The organism is Candidatus Nitrotoga sp. AM1P, from assembly GCF_013168275.1.
Taxonomy (GTDB): domain Bacteria; phylum Pseudomonadota; class Gammaproteobacteria; order Burkholderiales; family Gallionellaceae; genus Nitrotoga.
Genome location: NZ_AP019547.1, coordinates 623,251 through 638,101 on the forward strand (window position 1 = coordinate 623,251; position 14,851 = coordinate 638,101).

17 protein-coding genes, 1 other RNA gene and 1 pseudogene are annotated in these 14,851 nt (G+C 50.0%); 2 read left to right on the top strand and 17 right to left on the bottom strand.

What is annotated here, in order from left to right:
- Positions 1-491 precede the first annotated feature (491 nt).
- Positions 492-788: a hypothetical protein gene (locus W01_RS02825; protein WP_173052106.1), complete on the bottom strand. Its 297-nt coding sequence runs from the start codon at positions 786-788 to the stop codon at positions 492-494.
- A complete protein-coding gene (locus tag W01_RS02830; protein WP_173052107.1) occupies positions 772-1,482 on the bottom strand; it encodes a helix-turn-helix domain-containing protein in 711 nt (236 codons plus the stop codon). Before W01_RS02830 ends, W01_RS02825 begins: the two co-directional genes overlap by 17 nt.
- A gap of 154 nt (positions 1,483-1,636) precedes the next feature.
- Here W01_RS02830 and W01_RS02835 point away from each other — a divergent pair, with 154 nt between their 5' ends.
- Positions 1,637-1,780 (top strand): hypothetical protein, encoded by a 144-nt coding sequence (locus W01_RS02835; protein WP_173052108.1) that lies wholly within the window; start codon positions 1,637-1,639, stop codon positions 1,778-1,780.
- A gap of 113 nt (positions 1,781-1,893) precedes the next feature.
- Positions 1,894-2,672: pseudogene (locus W01_RS02840) on the top strand (IS1595 family transposase).
- 141 nt (positions 2,673-2,813) lie between these two features.
- Here W01_RS02840 and W01_RS13835 read toward each other — a convergent pair.
- The 15 genes from W01_RS13835 to zwf all read right to left on the bottom strand — a co-directional run bounded on the left by W01_RS13835 (position 2,814) and on the right by zwf (position 14,790).
- Positions 2,814-3,095, bottom strand: coding sequence for a transposase (locus W01_RS13835; protein WP_198421329.1), 282 nt, complete (start codon positions 3,093-3,095; stop codon positions 2,814-2,816).
- Positions 3,068-3,952: an IS110 family transposase gene (locus W01_RS13840; protein WP_198421261.1), complete on the bottom strand. Its 885-nt coding sequence runs from the start codon at positions 3,950-3,952 to the stop codon at positions 3,068-3,070. The genes W01_RS13835 and W01_RS13840 overlap by 28 nt, the downstream gene beginning before the upstream one ends.
- Positions 3,953-5,135: 1,183 nt before the next feature.
- Positions 5,136-5,531 carry an IS630 family transposase gene (locus tag W01_RS02850; protein WP_173052109.1) on the bottom strand — a complete coding sequence of 132 codons (396 nt, stop codon included), beginning with the start codon at positions 5,529-5,531 and terminating at the stop codon, positions 5,136-5,138.
- A gap of 73 nt (positions 5,532-5,604) precedes the next feature.
- Entirely contained in the window at positions 5,605-5,763 is a 159-nt protein-coding gene (locus W01_RS14635; RefSeq protein WP_173055684.1) for a winged helix-turn-helix domain-containing protein, read from the bottom strand.
- Positions 5,764-5,896: 133 nt separating this feature from the next.
- On the bottom strand, positions 5,897-6,088 hold the full coding sequence (locus tag W01_RS02860; RefSeq protein ID WP_173052110.1) for a hypothetical protein: 192 nt from the start codon (positions 6,086-6,088) through the stop codon (positions 5,897-5,899).
- Positions 6,089-6,230: 142 nt separating this feature from the next.
- Positions 6,231-6,647, bottom strand: coding sequence for a protein YgfX (locus tag W01_RS02865; RefSeq protein WP_173052111.1), 417 nt, complete (start codon positions 6,645-6,647; stop codon positions 6,231-6,233).
- Between the two features lie 58 nt (positions 6,648-6,705).
- Positions 6,706-7,656 carry a 23S rRNA pseudouridine(2605) synthase RluB gene (gene rluB, locus W01_RS02870; RefSeq protein ID WP_173052112.1) on the bottom strand — a complete coding sequence of 317 codons (951 nt, stop codon included), beginning with the start codon at positions 7,654-7,656 and terminating at the stop codon, positions 6,706-6,708.
- Complete coding sequence (gene recR, locus W01_RS02875) at positions 7,653-8,252, bottom strand: recombination mediator RecR (protein WP_173052113.1); 600 nt, start codon at positions 8,250-8,252, stop codon at positions 7,653-7,655. Before recR ends, rluB begins: the two co-directional genes overlap by 4 nt.
- Positions 8,253-8,277: 25 nt before the next feature.
- A complete protein-coding gene (locus tag W01_RS02880) occupies positions 8,278-8,604 on the bottom strand; it encodes a YbaB/EbfC family nucleoid-associated protein (RefSeq protein ID WP_173052114.1) in 327 nt (108 codons plus the stop codon).
- A gap of 18 nt (positions 8,605-8,622) precedes the next feature.
- Positions 8,623-10,248, bottom strand: coding sequence for a DNA polymerase III subunit gamma/tau (gene dnaX / locus W01_RS02885; RefSeq protein WP_173052115.1), 1,626 nt, complete (start codon positions 10,246-10,248; stop codon positions 8,623-8,625).
- A gap of 13 nt (positions 10,249-10,261) precedes the next feature.
- Complete coding sequence (locus tag W01_RS02890; protein ID WP_173052116.1) at positions 10,262-10,792, bottom strand: acyloxyacyl hydrolase; 531 nt, start codon at positions 10,790-10,792, stop codon at positions 10,262-10,264.
- 21 nt (positions 10,793-10,813) lie between these two features.
- An RNA gene (gene ffs / locus W01_RS02895) (signal recognition particle sRNA small type) lies at positions 10,814-10,912 on the bottom strand.
- Positions 10,913-11,175: 263 nt separating this feature from the next.
- Entirely contained in the window at positions 11,176-12,186 is a 1,011-nt protein-coding gene (gnd, locus tag W01_RS02900) for a phosphogluconate dehydrogenase (NAD(+)-dependent, decarboxylating) (RefSeq protein ID WP_173052117.1), read from the bottom strand.
- 89 nt (positions 12,187-12,275) lie between these two features.
- Positions 12,276-13,298, bottom strand: coding sequence for a glucokinase (gene glk, locus W01_RS02905; protein ID WP_242007021.1), 1,023 nt, complete (start codon positions 13,296-13,298; stop codon positions 12,276-12,278).
- Positions 13,285-14,790 carry a glucose-6-phosphate dehydrogenase gene (gene zwf / locus W01_RS02910; protein ID WP_173052118.1) on the bottom strand — a complete coding sequence of 502 codons (1,506 nt, stop codon included), beginning with the start codon at positions 14,788-14,790 and terminating at the stop codon, positions 13,285-13,287. The genes glk and zwf overlap by 14 nt, the downstream gene beginning before the upstream one ends.
- Positions 14,791-14,851 lie beyond the last annotated feature (61 nt).

Genomic DNA, 14,851 nt, shown 5'->3' on the forward strand with positions numbered 1-14,851 from the left:
CATCAATACCGATAGAACAACTCGACATAGTCTTAAAAACATCATGAGTATTATTAAAAACAATAGACTCAGCACAAGTCAAGCGCTTACCATATGAGGAATCAAGAAAACCATCAAATCCAGCACGCACCGCACTTTCATATCTCTTTTTGTCAGCAGACGTTTCAAATGAATATTGCCAACATTCATTATGACTATAGATTGTTCGACCATCAATTGCACACTTATACACTTGAGCATATGTAATTGAAGAAAAAAATAGAGAAATTAAGAATAAAAGTCGAAGAGAGATTTTCATAATGAACTAAAAAAATTTCAGAATGGCCATGGTCTCACAAATTTCCCAACCAAGAAAAAAATCAAAAACAGCTAGCAGGGAGTGGGGGCGCTTCGCTGCTTCAGGAATCATTCTCTGATCTAACTTTTACTGCCACGACGACGCATTCGCGACGCCCCTACGGGGTCACTGCGTGATCGCGTTCCGAAAAAGATTAGATTGTTTCAGCGGCAGATTTAAGAGCAAGATCGTAGGCATTGCACAACAAACGCTCAACAACCTCTTTTTGTGACATGTCGCAATTAAGCGCAAGAATTTTCAATGATTTAACCGCCTCTGGCGAAAGCATCCACGATACCTGCTGACCACTGAAAGAATCAAAAGTCAGCGCCTTGCGCTTTGCCCTGCTATCCGCCTGACGTTCTGCACCGGTCTTTGAGCCAGTTGCTGGACGACCACGTTTTTTAGGAAGCGACAATTCTTGACTGAAAACGTCATTGTCCTGTTTCATACTGATTCACCACACAACATAGTGTGAAACTTTTCAAGAAGCAATTTTGTTTGCAAAGAAAAGGCCTCAAGTTCAGCCATTTTTTCATCGAAAAGTTTATTTTCAATGGCAATAGTTTCAGCGTCTGGAACGGAAATATCAACAATTTGCTTAGGCATTTCTTACACTCCTTAATTAAAGTAATATGGATGCTCTGCATTTCTGCTATATGCCCACGACCATCTGGAGCACGGGTCTTGGAACGGCGCTTGTCTCGGCTCCAGCGTAAGCTGGCAATCAATTCACGGCGCAGTTCACCACGCGGCATGGCGTAAAGCGTGTGGTAAATCGTTTCGTGGCTTACACGTTGTGAGGGCTGAGCTGGGTGCATACTTTTAAGTGTGCCTGCAATTTGCTCAGGTGACCATTTCTTCTTGAGATGTTCCTTTACTACTTCAAACAACGGATTCCCTTCCACGAGCTTCAATGGCCTACGGGGCTTGATTCGCAGACGGTGCGCCTGTTCGCCAGCCAAGGAGGCAACGTAGCCAGACTCACACCCCAAATCCCGTGCTATCTCGTTTGAGATAGTGCTTGGCGAGCGTTTCAAGTATCGCCCAATTTCCCTCAGTCCACTTCCTGCTCGTTTCATTAGCATTATCGTCGCGCGCTCTTCAGCATTCAACTGCCTGTAATGTTTTCCTGATTTCTCCATCCCAACACCTTAACCTCTCCAAGGTGTTGCGGTTGGCTATTGAGCGCGCCCAGCTTAAAATCTAAAACAAAAACCCTCTTCGGAGGGTTTTTTTACGCCTGATAATCAAAAAATCTAATCATACACGTTAATCGTCGATGTTATGCAATGGGCCGTGGCAGTACTCAGCAATGATAAAGCCATTGCTTCCGTGCTGGCCGCACCAACCCATTGCATTGCTTTAAATCTGTGGGCTGATATCACAGGGCGCGACCACCAAAAGAAAACCAAACAGCAGAAAAACTTTGCACAGATTTAAAAATAAACCTGATTAGTTACGTGCCTCAGTTGGGTGTAATTTTTTACGTACAGGCTCATGTGGTGAGCCACTGAGGGGCGAATAATAGGCACATCTACCGAAGGAGATGCGTCATGACAATGAACCGAGTTCAGTTTCAAAAGGGTCTGTCGATGTCTGAGTTTCTGAAGCAGTACGGGAGGGTGGAGCAATGTCACGCGGCGCTGTTGGCGTCGCGCTGGCCAGAGGGCTTTGTCTGCCCGCATTGCGGAGAAACCCGTCACAGCACCTTCATGCACGACGGCAGGCAGCACTGGCAGTGCCAAGCGTGCCGCTACCAGACGACGGTCACTGCCGGTACGATCTTCCAAGCGACTAAGCTGCCGCTGACGCTCTGGTTTCTGGCGATGCACTTGCTGACCCAAGCGAAAAACAAGGTTGCCGCGCTGGAACTCATGCGCCATCTGGGCGTGAGCTACAAGACCGCCTGGCTGATGAAGCTCAAGCTGCTGTAAGTCATGACTGAGCGCGAATCCTCCCGTGTCCTCGAAGGGCGAGTCGAAATTGACGACTCCTACCTGGGCGGCGAGCGCCCGGGTAAGCGCGGTCGAGGTTCCGAAAACAAAGCCTCCTTCGTTGCGGCTGTGCAGACTACAGAGGACGGCAAGCCGGTCGTAGCCTGCTTCGTCCACATCCCGTTCACCAGGAAAGCCATCGAAGCTTGCATGCTTTCGACTTCCGTAAATACGCAGACCGTTACCTGGCCGAGGTTCAATACCGTTTTAACCGCCGCTTCGATCTTGGCACCATCCTCAAGCGCCTCGTTCGCGCTGCGGCGAGTACTCATCTATTGCCGGATTTTGTTGCTGTAGGATCAACCCAAACTGAGCTGCTCGGCGATGTAATTGCTTGATGACACGATCTCGGTACTGCTGCTCATAGTGATCGGCATCAGGATCTTTGTAATCTATACCAAACCGCATTGCGTTGTAAAACAGTATGGCAATTTTACGTGCCGTCGCTGTCACAGCTTTTGCATTGCTAATACGTGCTGCTAGTCGTCGGTAGAAGCACCAAGTGCTGTGTTGGTGCGTCCCACGGTAACTGCCGCCAGCCGCAATGCGATCGTAAGCCGATTGCTGGTCTTCCGGGTATGTGCTGATAGCACCTTACCTCCGCTGATTTTGCAACCCGGTGAGAGCGTCAGCCACGACGTAAAATGCTTTGCGGTCTTCCAGCGTGTGCGGTCGGTGCCACATTCGCCAACCAGTCTCAGCGCCAGGAAAGGGCCTATACCATGAATTTGCGTCAGATCAGTACCCGCCAACTGGTACATGGCCGTGCGAACATCGAAGTCACATCGTTTGGCTGCTTGGTGCGGTGTCGTGCTTTTGGAAGCGGTGTTGCCGGAATTTGACGACTGCAGTTCAGCGCAGCAACGACTTGCTCTATCTGCATGTCGCATTCAGCCACACATTGCTGGTAGAAATCATAGAGAGCAAGTGCTTGTTTGAGTGCAAAGACATGTTCGGGTTGATAATTGCCTACGAGTGCGGCACGTACCGTTTCAGTTGTGGCCTTGCAACGAACATCTCGCATCTCAGCCAATTCATCAGGATTTCGCTCACCCGCAACAATGGCACGAATGATCTGCATACCAGTGACACCGGTGATGTCGCTTATGACATGGTGTAACTGAAAATTCATGTAGGTCAGTGCTTTTTGCATGTGCTGTATATGTGAAGCGGCATAATCCAAATACCGTTCGCGTGAGCGCAAATAAGACCGAAGTGCTGCGATTTCTCGTCCGGGGCGAAAGCTGGCACACAACAAACCGCAAGCGTGAAGTCGTTGCAACCACTGCGCATCGTTGACATCACTCTTTCTGCCGGGTACGGCGCGCGCTTCACGCGCATTGGCTAGGATGACATTGATGCCATGTAATTCAAGTACTTCATATGCAGCCACCCAGTAAACACCAGTCGACTCCATCGCGACTGTCTTGATACCAACCTCGGTTAACCAATCTGCCATACGCAGCAAATCGCTTGTAAACGCCTGAAATGTTTGTACGGGCTCGTCACATAGGTCAGACCCAACAGCAACAACGTGAAAGCGAGAACCTATGTCGATACCTGCGGCAAATTCATTAATAATGGGCAGCCCTGTGGGCTTAGTTCTATTTCCTGGCATGATCCACCTCCTGATTAATAAAACGCAAGACGGGGGACTCGGATTAAATCAATTTCCTAAACGGGGTCACCTTGCGATGCCGCCACAGACGGGTCCGCAGCTTCCCCTGGACCATGTTTTTTGGCGGGGTTAAACCTCCAAGAAGCTGTCGGCCACTGTCCGCGTTCACGCAGTGTACTCGCCAGTGTTTCTATGCATAAGGGGCGCGGCAAGCCGGGTGGGCAGTTTTTTTAAAAGCGAGAAGCAAAGCATATTTTTTTAACTACGAACGTCAAAAGCATTTGTCGCTACGCGGCTTTTTTTATTGACTCACTGTGCAGCACTCCGAATCTGTATCACTCCTGATTTGTCCCGCCCTGTGATATCAGCCCACAGCTTTAAAGCAATGCAATGGGTTGGTGCGGTCAGCACGGAAGAAACGGTTTTATCGTTTCTGAGTACTGCCACGGCCCATTGCATAACATCGACTATTAAAAGGTTCGTGTAGCGACATACACACTGGAAAACGGCGCGTAGCGCTTCAACGCCTCGATGTGGTGTTTTAAAGCTGTGGGCTGATATCACAGGGCGGGACAAATCAGGAGTGATGCAGATAAAACGAGCCGAAGTCTGCACCGAGAGGAAATCAAAAACGGGCGGCCAATCTAGGTAGGCATTGTGCTAGAACTACTCGCAGACTCAAAAAAAACAGCAGATTGATTTAAAGATTGGGTGAAAAATTTCAGGACACCGCAAAAAACCAAAAAACAAAAACAACTTAATTTAAACTTTTTACAGTGGATATTTCCAATAAAAGCAGAAATTGCAGGAGATAAAGAAAAACACTAAACTTGACCAACTTTAAAAGGAAGCACAATGAACGAAAACGTAGAAAACATAGTACTGGAATACTTGCGAGCAATTAGAAGCGATATAGGAAACATCAAAGCAGATTTCGGAGAAATCAAAATATGCTTGGGCTCCATCGAAATGAGCGTAGGCAGCATTCATACCGATATTGCCATCCTACACAACTGAGCAGATAGACTTGATGCAAAAGTTGAACGCATCGAAAAAAGGCTAGAACTAACGACTGCTTAAAATCTATAACCACAAAAACAAAAACCCTCTCCGGAGATTTTTTTTACGCCCTGATTACAAAAAAATTAGATTATTCAAGGTGAAAAGCATTAATAATCCATTCTCAAGCCACAATGGACTTGACCATTGGCGCATTGTTCTCGAAAGTATGCAGGGCCACTTCGAGCTGATCCTCCAGTGCATCAAGACTATCGAAGACGCGGTGATGGAAGTGCTTCTCACGCAATTCATCCCACACATGTTCGACGGGATTGAGCTCAGGCGCATAAGGTGGCAAAGGTAACAGTTTCATGTTCTGTGGTGGTTTGAGTAACCGACTGGCGTGCCAGCCGGCGCCATCGAGCACCATTACGATTTTGTCGCTGGGGTGACGCGCGCTCACCTCATCGAGAAACAACTGCATACAGTCGGTATTGACGTATGGCAAGATCAAAAAATCAAGCTCTCCACTTTTGGCCTCCACTGCCGCGTACACGTAGGGGTACTCGTGGGTCAGCATCGCTTAGCATAGTGGTCGTACGGGCTTGGGAGCCCAACACCGACGCACGTCGTTGATGCGCCCAAAACGCGCCTCATCCTGAAACATCAGTCGGATCGGTTCGTTTTTGGCCCAGCCCTGACGGATTTCGGCGAGTGTTTGGGGGAGTTTTTTTCCAGTCTGCCTGGGCTACTGGATTGCCTTGCGGATGCCTTTTGTCAGGTGCGAGTTTGCGCCAGTTGTGCCGATGCAGTCATTTGTACACCGATGACAGCGCCATCTTCCGCCCCAGCGCTATTTCGAGTTGGGGCTTGATCTGGCTGACCATCAAAATACCGCCCATACGGGCAGACTCCAGGAACGGTTTGAGTAGTTCAGCTTCGCGCTCAGGCAGGGGGGAAGTACTCTCTGTGTCGCCCTCCGCGCACGGACTTACCTTTATCGCCTATGGCTCCACCCGCAATGAACTGATTGCGCAAACGGCACGCCCAACCTTTGGACAATCCGATCGTCGTCGCTGAAGCAATGGCTTGGAGTGCGATAGCAAGTACATCCTGGCCTCGCGGTAGCCGTGACATGAATTACCTCCTCAGTTTTTCAATGTATAATTAGCTATTAAACAGTATATAGTTTATATCAGTAGCCGTAAGAGCCGATTTTTTAATATTTTAATCGGACTGCAGTAGTGAAAATCGGCTAATGGATTATTTTGGTTAAACACTAGCTCCCCCACCTTAGCCACACTCGTAACTGCCGGAAAGATTCAGCATCCAGACTGTCCGGCAAAATAATGATGCTACGCGCTAAGTACTTCTCTTGCGGCAGCACATTCAGTATGGTGAGAAAAGGAGTAACCAGACTATCGGCCGATACCCGCGTAGTCACTTGATCCCCATTGCGCGCAATCAACAGGATCATGTCTCCGTCCAGCAGTAACGTTTTGTTAGAGGATAGCGCTAACAACCAGGCATCATGCCATACGTGATACAGCAGGCTAACTAACACAAGCGAGGCCAGCAGTATCTTCGCCCATAATGGCAAAGCTAATGGAACCAGAACCGCGAGCGTAGCGCCATGCGAGGCAACTAATGCGATTGTAAAATAAATGGAAGGTTGAAGATTAAATTGCCGTTGCATGGTTACTTTTTGACAACTCGAAATATTTTCAAGGAAAAATCAGAGCTTGGCGCCTATTTCAGGGGCGCACTTTATTTTTAAACGGTGTTGTGCTACGACGTGAGTCTGTCTTGCGATGGGGAGCGGCACTCATGTCAGTGCCTATTTTTTTATTTTTATGCCCCGCATCCGTAATTCCATTATCAAATTTTTCGGCCTTGCTTCCCGTCCATGCAGCGACTTTCTCCGTAACAGGTTTCGATTCCATGCCCACCCAGTCAAGAATTTGACTCACCTCTCCTGTACCGAGTTCTGCCAGCGTGCCTCGCTTCAAGCGAGGCGGCAGGTTAACGATGCCGAAGCGTACACGTATTAAACGGCTAATGGGCAAACCTAATGCTTCGAAAGTACGACGCACAATACGATTGCGCCCTTCCTTCAACATCAGGCGATACCAGTGGTTGTAGCCCTCCCCTCCTTCGTCGGTAAGCCTCTCGAACTTCACCGGGCCATCCTCCAAGGTGATTCCTTCCTTCACCATCTGCTCCATCTGCTCATCACTCATACTGCCCTGCACGCGCACAGCGTATTCGCGTTCCACTTCAAAGCGCGGGTGCATTAGTCGGTTAGCCAGATCACCAGAGGTCGTAAAAATCAACAACCCACTGGTATTAAAATCGAGCCGCCCAATGGCAACCCATTTCATGCTTCGCAACTTAGGTAATTTGTCGAACACGTTTGCACGCTTTTCTGGATCATCGCGACTAACAATCTCGCCTTCCTGCTTGTGATACAGCAATACACGCGGCAAATTATTGTTACTTGTTCTAATATTAACAATGCGCTTGTCGGCACGCACCACGTCATCTTCGGTCACACGCATACCCAGCGTCGCTACTTCTCCGTTCACCGTTATGCGCCCAGCGGAAATCCATTCTTCCATAGTACGACGGGAACCCAAGCCGACCTGCGCCAATACCTTCTGCAAGCGCTCGCCTTGTTGTTCTGGTTGCTTTGCATGTTCATTCATCCTGTAACCTCTCGTCTTTCCAGCACAGCTTGCGCCAGCGTACCGCTATCCACATGTTCCAGTTCGCCACCCACTGGCAGCCCGCGCGCGATGCGCGACACTTTAATGCCCTGCGCGCATAGCAAGATAGTAATGTAGTGTGCAGTGGCATCACCTTCTACGGTGAAATTAGTGGCAAGTATCACTTCGCATGTATTTTCCTGTGCCCGCCTAACCAGCCGTTCAAGGTGCAATTCACGCGGGCCGATGCCATCCAGTGGAGAAAGCCGTCCCATCAGCACAAAATACATACCGCGATAGCACTGCGCCTGTTCCATCATGAGCAAGTCGGCTGGCATCTCCACCACACACAGCAGGCTAGTATCACGCTTGGGCGAACGGCACAAAGCGCAAATTTCTTCTTCGGAAAAATTATTACACTTGGCACAATGATGGATGTTTTCCACAGCATGTCCAAGCGCTCGTGCTAGACGCAATGCGCCTGGTTTGTCGCGTTGCAGCAAATGGTATGCCATACGCTGTGCAGATTTCGGTCCAACACCGGGCAGACAGCGCAAGGCGGCTATCATTTCTTCCAGACTGGAAAGTGTGTTCATCCAGATACTAAAAACATTAGGGTATTCAGAATGGCAAACTCATGCCGGGCGGCAGATTCATGCCCGCTGTGAAGCCACCCATTTTTTGTTGGGTCACTGCAGCCACCTGCTTCATCGCATCATTCATTGCCGCCACGATCAAATCTTCCAGCATTTCCTTATCGTCGGATAACAAACTGTTATCCAGCATCACGCGGCGCACATCATGGGCACAGGTCATAACCACTTTTACCATGCCGGAACCGGCTTGACCTTCTACCTCGACTGTAGCGAGCTCGTCCTGCGCCTTTTTCATGTTCTGTTGCATCTGCTGGGCTTGTTTCATCATCCCGGCCAATCCGCCCTTCATCATGTCTGTACCCTCCTTAATTTATTGTATTGATTTGATCGTTTCTTCAAGTATCTGAGCGCCTAATTGTGCCTGTGCTTCACGCACAAATGGGTCTTGCATAATGGCCTCAACTGCGTGCTGCTGACGTGTCTGTTTCACTTGCTGTTCAACTGCGGCTGGGGTGGCCACGTTGTTCACACCTAACGTAACCGACAATCGCACTGGCTGAACGAAATAGTCGGTAAGAGCGGCCTGCAATTTTTCCTGGGCCATTTTATTGGTCAACAAATGTTTGTGCTGCGGTGCTAAAACTAAAGTTAACCGTCCCTCAACAAAACTTTCCAGCGTGCAATGCTTCGCCAATTCACGTGCCATACCTTGCACATTCAGTTGTGCCAATAATGTGCTCCAATCAAGTGTCACCGAAGTAGTTTCTACCGGATTGACTGGTGGTGAAATAGTCTGAATAGGTTGCAGTTGTGATTGCGGCTTTGGCTGTGGCGCAGGTATCGCAGTAGCTTGAGCCACTGGCAATGTCGCCACTTCAACTGTGCGCTGTTCCGACATCGCCTTGGCGCCAGCTGGCCTGAATGCCAACATGCGTAACAACGTCATGGTGAAACCAGCATACTCATCAGGCGCAAGGTCAATTTCATTTCGCCCGTGTATGGCAATCTGATAATACAACTGAATTTCCTCCGCGCTAAAACTCTGCGCCAGTTCCAGTAAGCGCATTCGCTCCGGCTCATCTTCTGGAATGGCTTGCGGCACCGTTTGCGCCAGAGCAACACGATGCAACAGAGTCGCCAAGTCTTGCAAGGCAGCATCAAACGCCAAGCTGCGGCTTTGCATATCGTCAGCTATACGCAGCAAACCGACTCCGTCTCGCGCCAGCAAAGTTTGCAATACGTCATACAGATAACTCTGGTCGATCGCGCCTAACATATTACGAACCGTCGTCTCATCGATTTTGGAATCGGAATAGGCAATGGCTTGATCGAGCAAGCTTAGCGCATCGCGCATACTGCCCTGCGCCGCACGGGCCAGCAATGCCAGCGCTGCGATTTCAAACGTGATGTCTTCCTGCCCCAGCACATACTCCAAGTGTGCGACGATTAACGCAGGCGGCAACTGTTTCAGATTGAATTGCAAGCAGCGCGACAGAACAGTGACGGGGATTTTTTGCGGGTCAGTTGTGGCGAGAATAAATTTGACGTGCGCGGGCGGCTCTTCCAATGTTTTTAACATTGAGTTGAAGGCCGCCTTGGAAAGCATATGTACTTCATCAATCAGATAAACTTTGTAGCGTCCCAATGTGGGCAGATATTGGGCGTTATCCAGTACTTCGCGCATATTATCAATGCCGGTATTAGAGGCCGCATCCAATTCAATGAGATCAACAAAACGTCCACTGTCGATTTCCGTGCAAGCGCTACAAATTCCACACGGTGTGGCGGTAATGCCGCTGATACAATTCAAAGATTTTGCAAAAATGCGCGCGATGGTAGTTTTGCCTACGCCGCGCGTGCCAGTGAACAAATAGGCGTGATGTAAACGATTTTGTGTCAGCGCATTGCTTAATGCCTGCACAACATGCTTCTGCCCCGCCAATTGCGCGAAGATCTTAGGTCGCCATTTGCGCGCTAGAACAGAAGTTACTGACAAAATTTACGTTGTCTCAAAAATGGTAGGCAAGGCGAATTTGGCTAAAATTAATGCCTGGATTTGGGTGCTTAATTGAACCATTAGATAGATGCTGAAAACGATAGCCTAGATCGAACTGCTTCCGATCCCCGAAACGCAGGCCTGCGCCGAGATGATCACCGAATTGAAAAGCGGTACTAAATCTACGGTCGGCATTGATATGAATATCGGAAATCAGATGAACTCCAATCCCTGCTTCCAGGTAAGGCGCCAAGCCGGAAAGATTTTTCTGTTGCAGACGAAACACCGGAGTAAAACCGATATCCGTAATGTTGTGATTACTGCCCGCACTGTTTTGGCCGTTCCACCGTCCAGCTGAAGCTTCCCAATAGCCAGTCACCAACCAGTTGCCATCGGTAAACCACTTCTTTTGCCAATTCCATTGGGCGCCGATACGCGCCATATTGGTTTTATCGCCACTTCCAATCTCAGCGGAAACACCATCTATGGCCCACACATTCCCATTTAACAATAACGCACCGATCAGTACACAGATCTTTTTCATTGTCACTCCAGCTCCGAATAAGGAGGCGAGCCTTATCCCCGGCACTTGCAGTAAATGGTTATGGCTGCTTCCTTCCGGATCTGACCAGGTTCACCACCTTGCAATGCGGGGAGGCCCGCCAATTCTTTCAAGTTATCCAACAGCCTGCTGCGTAATACCAAGACGGCGTTACTAAGCCATTAAAAATACTAATGTATTTGTATACAATGCACATTCAAATTTCATCCTTAAATGCACATTGTCCTGATGATACTTTCTACGGCTATTGAACCACTTATTATTTTGTAATAATACTATCAAATGAATCGGCTGGCAAAATCCAGCCTTGTTTAATGTGGTATGAGTCTGAACGATAGCTGCATTTCCAACGAAGGATGAGCCTGCTAGTGTTTCTCATGATGCCCGCCGAATTCATAGCGCAAGGCAGACAACAATTTGTTGCCGTAATCTGCTTCTCCGCGCGAGTTAAAGCGATCAAATAATGCGGCGGTCAGAACCGGCGCGGGCGTACCTGATTCGATAGCGGCGATGCTAGTCCAGCGTCCTTCACCGGAGTCCGACACCTTACCGCCAAACCCTTCCAGGTTCGGATCGACTTGCAACGCATGTGCGGTCAAATCAAGTAACCAGGAACTCACCACGCTGCCGCGCCGCCATAACTCAGCTACTTCGGCCACGTTAATATCGTAGCGGAACGCTTCCGGCTCGCGTAACGGGGTGGTTTCTGCATCCACCCTATGTGACAGGTTACCAACATTGGCATGACGCAATAGATTGAAACCTTCGGCATAGGCGGCCATCATGCCGTATTCAATACCATTATGAACCATCTTGACGAAGTGCCCGGCTCCCTCGGGCCCGCAGTGCAGATAGCCGATCTCGGCCGTGCTCGGCTGCCCGTTGCGTCCTTCGGTGCGCGGTGCAGTTTCCACACCTGGCGCCAGTGCAGCAAAGATGGGTTGCAAGTGCGCAACCGTGTGTTGCTGGCCACCAATCATCAGGCAATAACCGCGCTCCAGCCCCCAAGTCCCGCCGCTGACCCCCACATCCGTATAATGGATGGACTGCGCCGACAGATTCTTTGCGCGGACGATGTCGTCCTTATAATAGGAATTACCGCCATCAATAATGATATCGTCCGCGCTTAACAACGGGGTCAATTCTGTGATGCTGGCATCCACCACCGCCGCGGGCAACATTAACCAGATGGCGCGCGGTACACTCAACTTATTCACAAAATCCTGCACGCTGACAGCAGGTGTCATACCCTCGTTTGCCAGTGCTTGTACTGCTTCGCTGCTGCGATCAAACACGACACATTGATGTCCAGCGCGCTGCAAACGACGAACCATGTTTGCACCCATACGTCCCAACCCTATCATTCCAATCTGCATTATTTACTCCTCTAATAAAATAAATTTTTTTGTGCTCTGAGTTCAGACATTAAGACCAACCTTAAGATATTCGGCACGGTGAAAGCCGTTCAAACTATCTTTTCAGCATGGTGTGCGGCAAACAAGGCCGGGCCATACAATGCCGCGCGATCATTCAGAATCACTTTGACCGGCATCGCCGCCAGTAGCGGTCGCATCCGCCCTTTGTCGAGAAAGGCATTGAGGAAATCACCCGTCTGCAACAATGGTAATATTTTCGGTGCGATACCACCGCCAATATAGAGGCCGCCACGGCTCATCACTTTGAGTGCCAGATTGCCGGCTTCCGCGCCATACAAGCTGACGAATAATTGCATCGTCTCCACGCATACTGCATCGCTGTTTGCCAGTGCCGCAGCGGAAATTGCTGCCGCTGCATCTATATTACGCATCTCTTCCGCTAGCCACACTGGGGTCGATGCATGCCGGTAGTCAAGCAAGAATGCATACAGATCAAGCAGCCCCATGCCGGAAACGACACGCTCCCAACTGACATGTCCTCTCATGTTCTCAGAATGGCGTTGTTGTAAATGTCTTAGCAAGGCAAATTCCAGGGTGTTGCGCGGACTGAACGTGGCGTGTCCGCCTTCCGTGGCGAAGGGGCGATATGATTGTCCGTCCCAATATAAACCCGCCTCGCCCAAACCCGTCCCGGCAGCGATCACCGCCGCATTACCCAGCACTTCGGGCGCCCCCGCTTGCAGCGTCAATAAATCAGCATCGCCTAGCGCGGGCAAACCATAAGCTGTGGCCTCTAAATCATTCAGCAGATGGCAGCGCAAAAAACCGAAGCGTTGGCGCAGTGCGGCGGCATCGATCCGCCACGGCAAATTAGTCGCTTGCGCCACGCCATTTTGCACCTGCCCGGCAATGCCAAAAGTCGCATCGTCAACGTGATTACCCGATGACAAAAATTCACTTAGCAACGTTTCAAAAGTGTCATAGCGCTGGCTGGGATAACTAAGTTCGTGGAGGATGACAACGTCACTCCCGTTCACCTCGACTAACGCCAAACGGGTTTTGGTACCGCCGATATCACCGGTAAGGATAGATCCCATTTTAATATGCCTCAAGATTGCCTCCTTCTGGATTTAAGGAATGACGCCAGAACTGGTCTTCACGATCAAATAAACGGTAGGTGCCGCGCGGCCCCCAGCTACCGGCGGGATAGGTGTTGATGAAGCTGCGCTCCATCGACCACACCTTGATTACGGGATCAACCACGCGCCAGGCCGCCTCGACTTCATCAATGCGCAGAAACAGCGAGTGGTCGCCGAGGATGACATCAAGGATTAACCCCTCGTAAGCATCAAAATCTTCCTCGCCAGCTTTGCGATACGTCGCATCCAGGCTGATAGTGCGTGTTTGCATATCCAGCCCCGGCACCTTGACCTGCAACTCCATCTTCAGACAATCGTTCGGCTGGATGCCAAGCATAATCCAATTTGGTTGCGGCGCACCTTTACGGATGTGCCGCAGCAAATCCTGCGGCGGCGCCTTGAAGCGTATGCAAATCGCCGAGCTACCTTCGGCCATGCGTTTGCCGGTGCGCAGATAGAACGGCACGCCCGCCCAGCGCCAGTTGTCGATGAACAATTTCATTGCGGCATAGGTTTCGGTCGTGCTGCCAGGCGCGACATTTGGCTCTTCCAAATAACCAGGCACGGTCTTGCCGTCGATCATGCCGCTGGCGTACTGGCCGCGAAAAGCGTGGGCATGCACCGCGTTCTGGGTGATGGGACGGATAGCTTTCAGCACTTTCACTTTCTCATCACGCAAGTGTTCTGCAGACATGCTCAACGGCGGCTCTATCGCCACCAGTGCTAATAACTGCATCAAATGGCTCTGCACCATGTCGCGCAGCGCGCCTGCACCTTCGTAGTAATCAGCGCGCCCTTCCACCCCCAGCGTCTCGGAATGGGTGATCTGCACATGGTCGATGTAGTGATTTTTCCACAACGGTTCCAGCAGCAGGTTTGCGAAGCGGAACACCATAATGTTCTGCACCGTACCCTTGCCGAGGTAGTGATCAATGCGATAGATCTGCGACTCATCGAGATGACGATAGAGACTGGCTTGCAGGGTTTGCGCCGAAAGTAGATCGTAACCGAACGGTTTTTCAATCACCACGCGACGCCAGCCGTTATGCTGTTTCAACAGCCCGATGTTGCCCAGCCTTTCCACGATGCCGGGATAATCGACGGGGCGCACCGCCATGTAATACATCACGTTTGGTGGAAATTTCGGATCATCGTCCAGCAAGGTTTGCAGCCGCGTATAAGCCTCCTCATCACCAGGTGGAATGGAAAAATAATGCAGGCGAGTACAAAAACGTTGCAATGCTGCTTCGTCAATTTTCGTACCATGCACTTTACGCAGAATGTCACTTACAACATCCAGCCATTGTTCATGGTCGTAGTGGGCAATATCACAACCCAGGATAATCAGATGGTCAGGCAGACGCTGTGCGGTTTCCAGATTAAACAATGCTGGAATCAGTTTGCGTCGGCTCAAATTCCCACCGGCACCGAAAAAAACCAGCGTACAGGGTTCCAGGATTTTCATGTGGCCTATCCTTTTAAGTGATATGACTTATATACATACATCCGGCAAGCCGGGACGTGCA

Bases quoted from the DNA above. Each gene is read 5' to 3' on its own strand.
- W01_RS02830 (WP_173052107.1), bottom strand. From the start codon at position 1,482: ATGGAGAAATCAGGAAAACATTACAGGCAGTTGAATGCTGAAGAGCGC.
- recR (WP_173052113.1), bottom strand. From the start codon at position 8,252: ATGAACACACTTTCCAGTCTGGAAGAAATGATAGCCGCCTTGCGCTGT.
- zwf (WP_173052118.1), bottom strand. From the start codon at position 14,790: ATGAAAATCCTGGAACCCTGTACGCTGGTTTTTTTCGGTGCCGGTGGG.
- W01_RS02865 (WP_173052111.1), bottom strand. From the start codon at position 6,647: ATGCAACGGCAATTTAATCTTCAACCTTCCATTTATTTTACAATCGCA.
- W01_RS02890 (WP_173052116.1), bottom strand. From the start codon at position 10,792: ATGAAAAAGATCTGTGTACTGATCGGTGCGTTATTGTTAAATGGGAAT.
- W01_RS02880 (WP_173052114.1), bottom strand. From the start codon at position 8,604: ATGATGAAGGGCGGATTGGCCGGGATGATGAAACAAGCCCAGCAGATG.
- W01_RS02825 (WP_173052106.1), bottom strand. From the start codon at position 788: ATGAAACAGGACAATGACGTTTTCAGTCAAGAATTGTCGCTTCCTAAA.
- W01_RS02850 (WP_173052109.1), bottom strand. From the start codon at position 5,531: ATGCTGACCCACGAGTACCCCTACGTGTACGCGGCAGTGGAGGCCAAA.
- W01_RS13840 (WP_198421261.1), bottom strand. From the start codon at position 3,952: ATGCCAGGAAATAGAACTAAGCCCACAGGGCTGCCCATTATTAATGAA.
- W01_RS13835 (WP_198421329.1), bottom strand. From the start codon at position 3,095: ATGTACCAGTTGGCGGGTACTGATCTGACGCAAATTCATGGTATAGGC.
- W01_RS02860 (WP_173052110.1), bottom strand. From the start codon at position 6,088: ATGTCACGGCTACCGCGAGGCCAGGATGTACTTGCTATCGCACTCCAA.
- gnd (WP_173052117.1), bottom strand. From the start codon at position 12,186: ATGCAGATTGGAATGATAGGGTTGGGACGTATGGGTGCAAACATGGTT.
- rluB (WP_173052112.1), bottom strand. From the start codon at position 7,656: ATGAATGAACATGCAAAGCAACCAGAACAACAAGGCGAGCGCTTGCAG.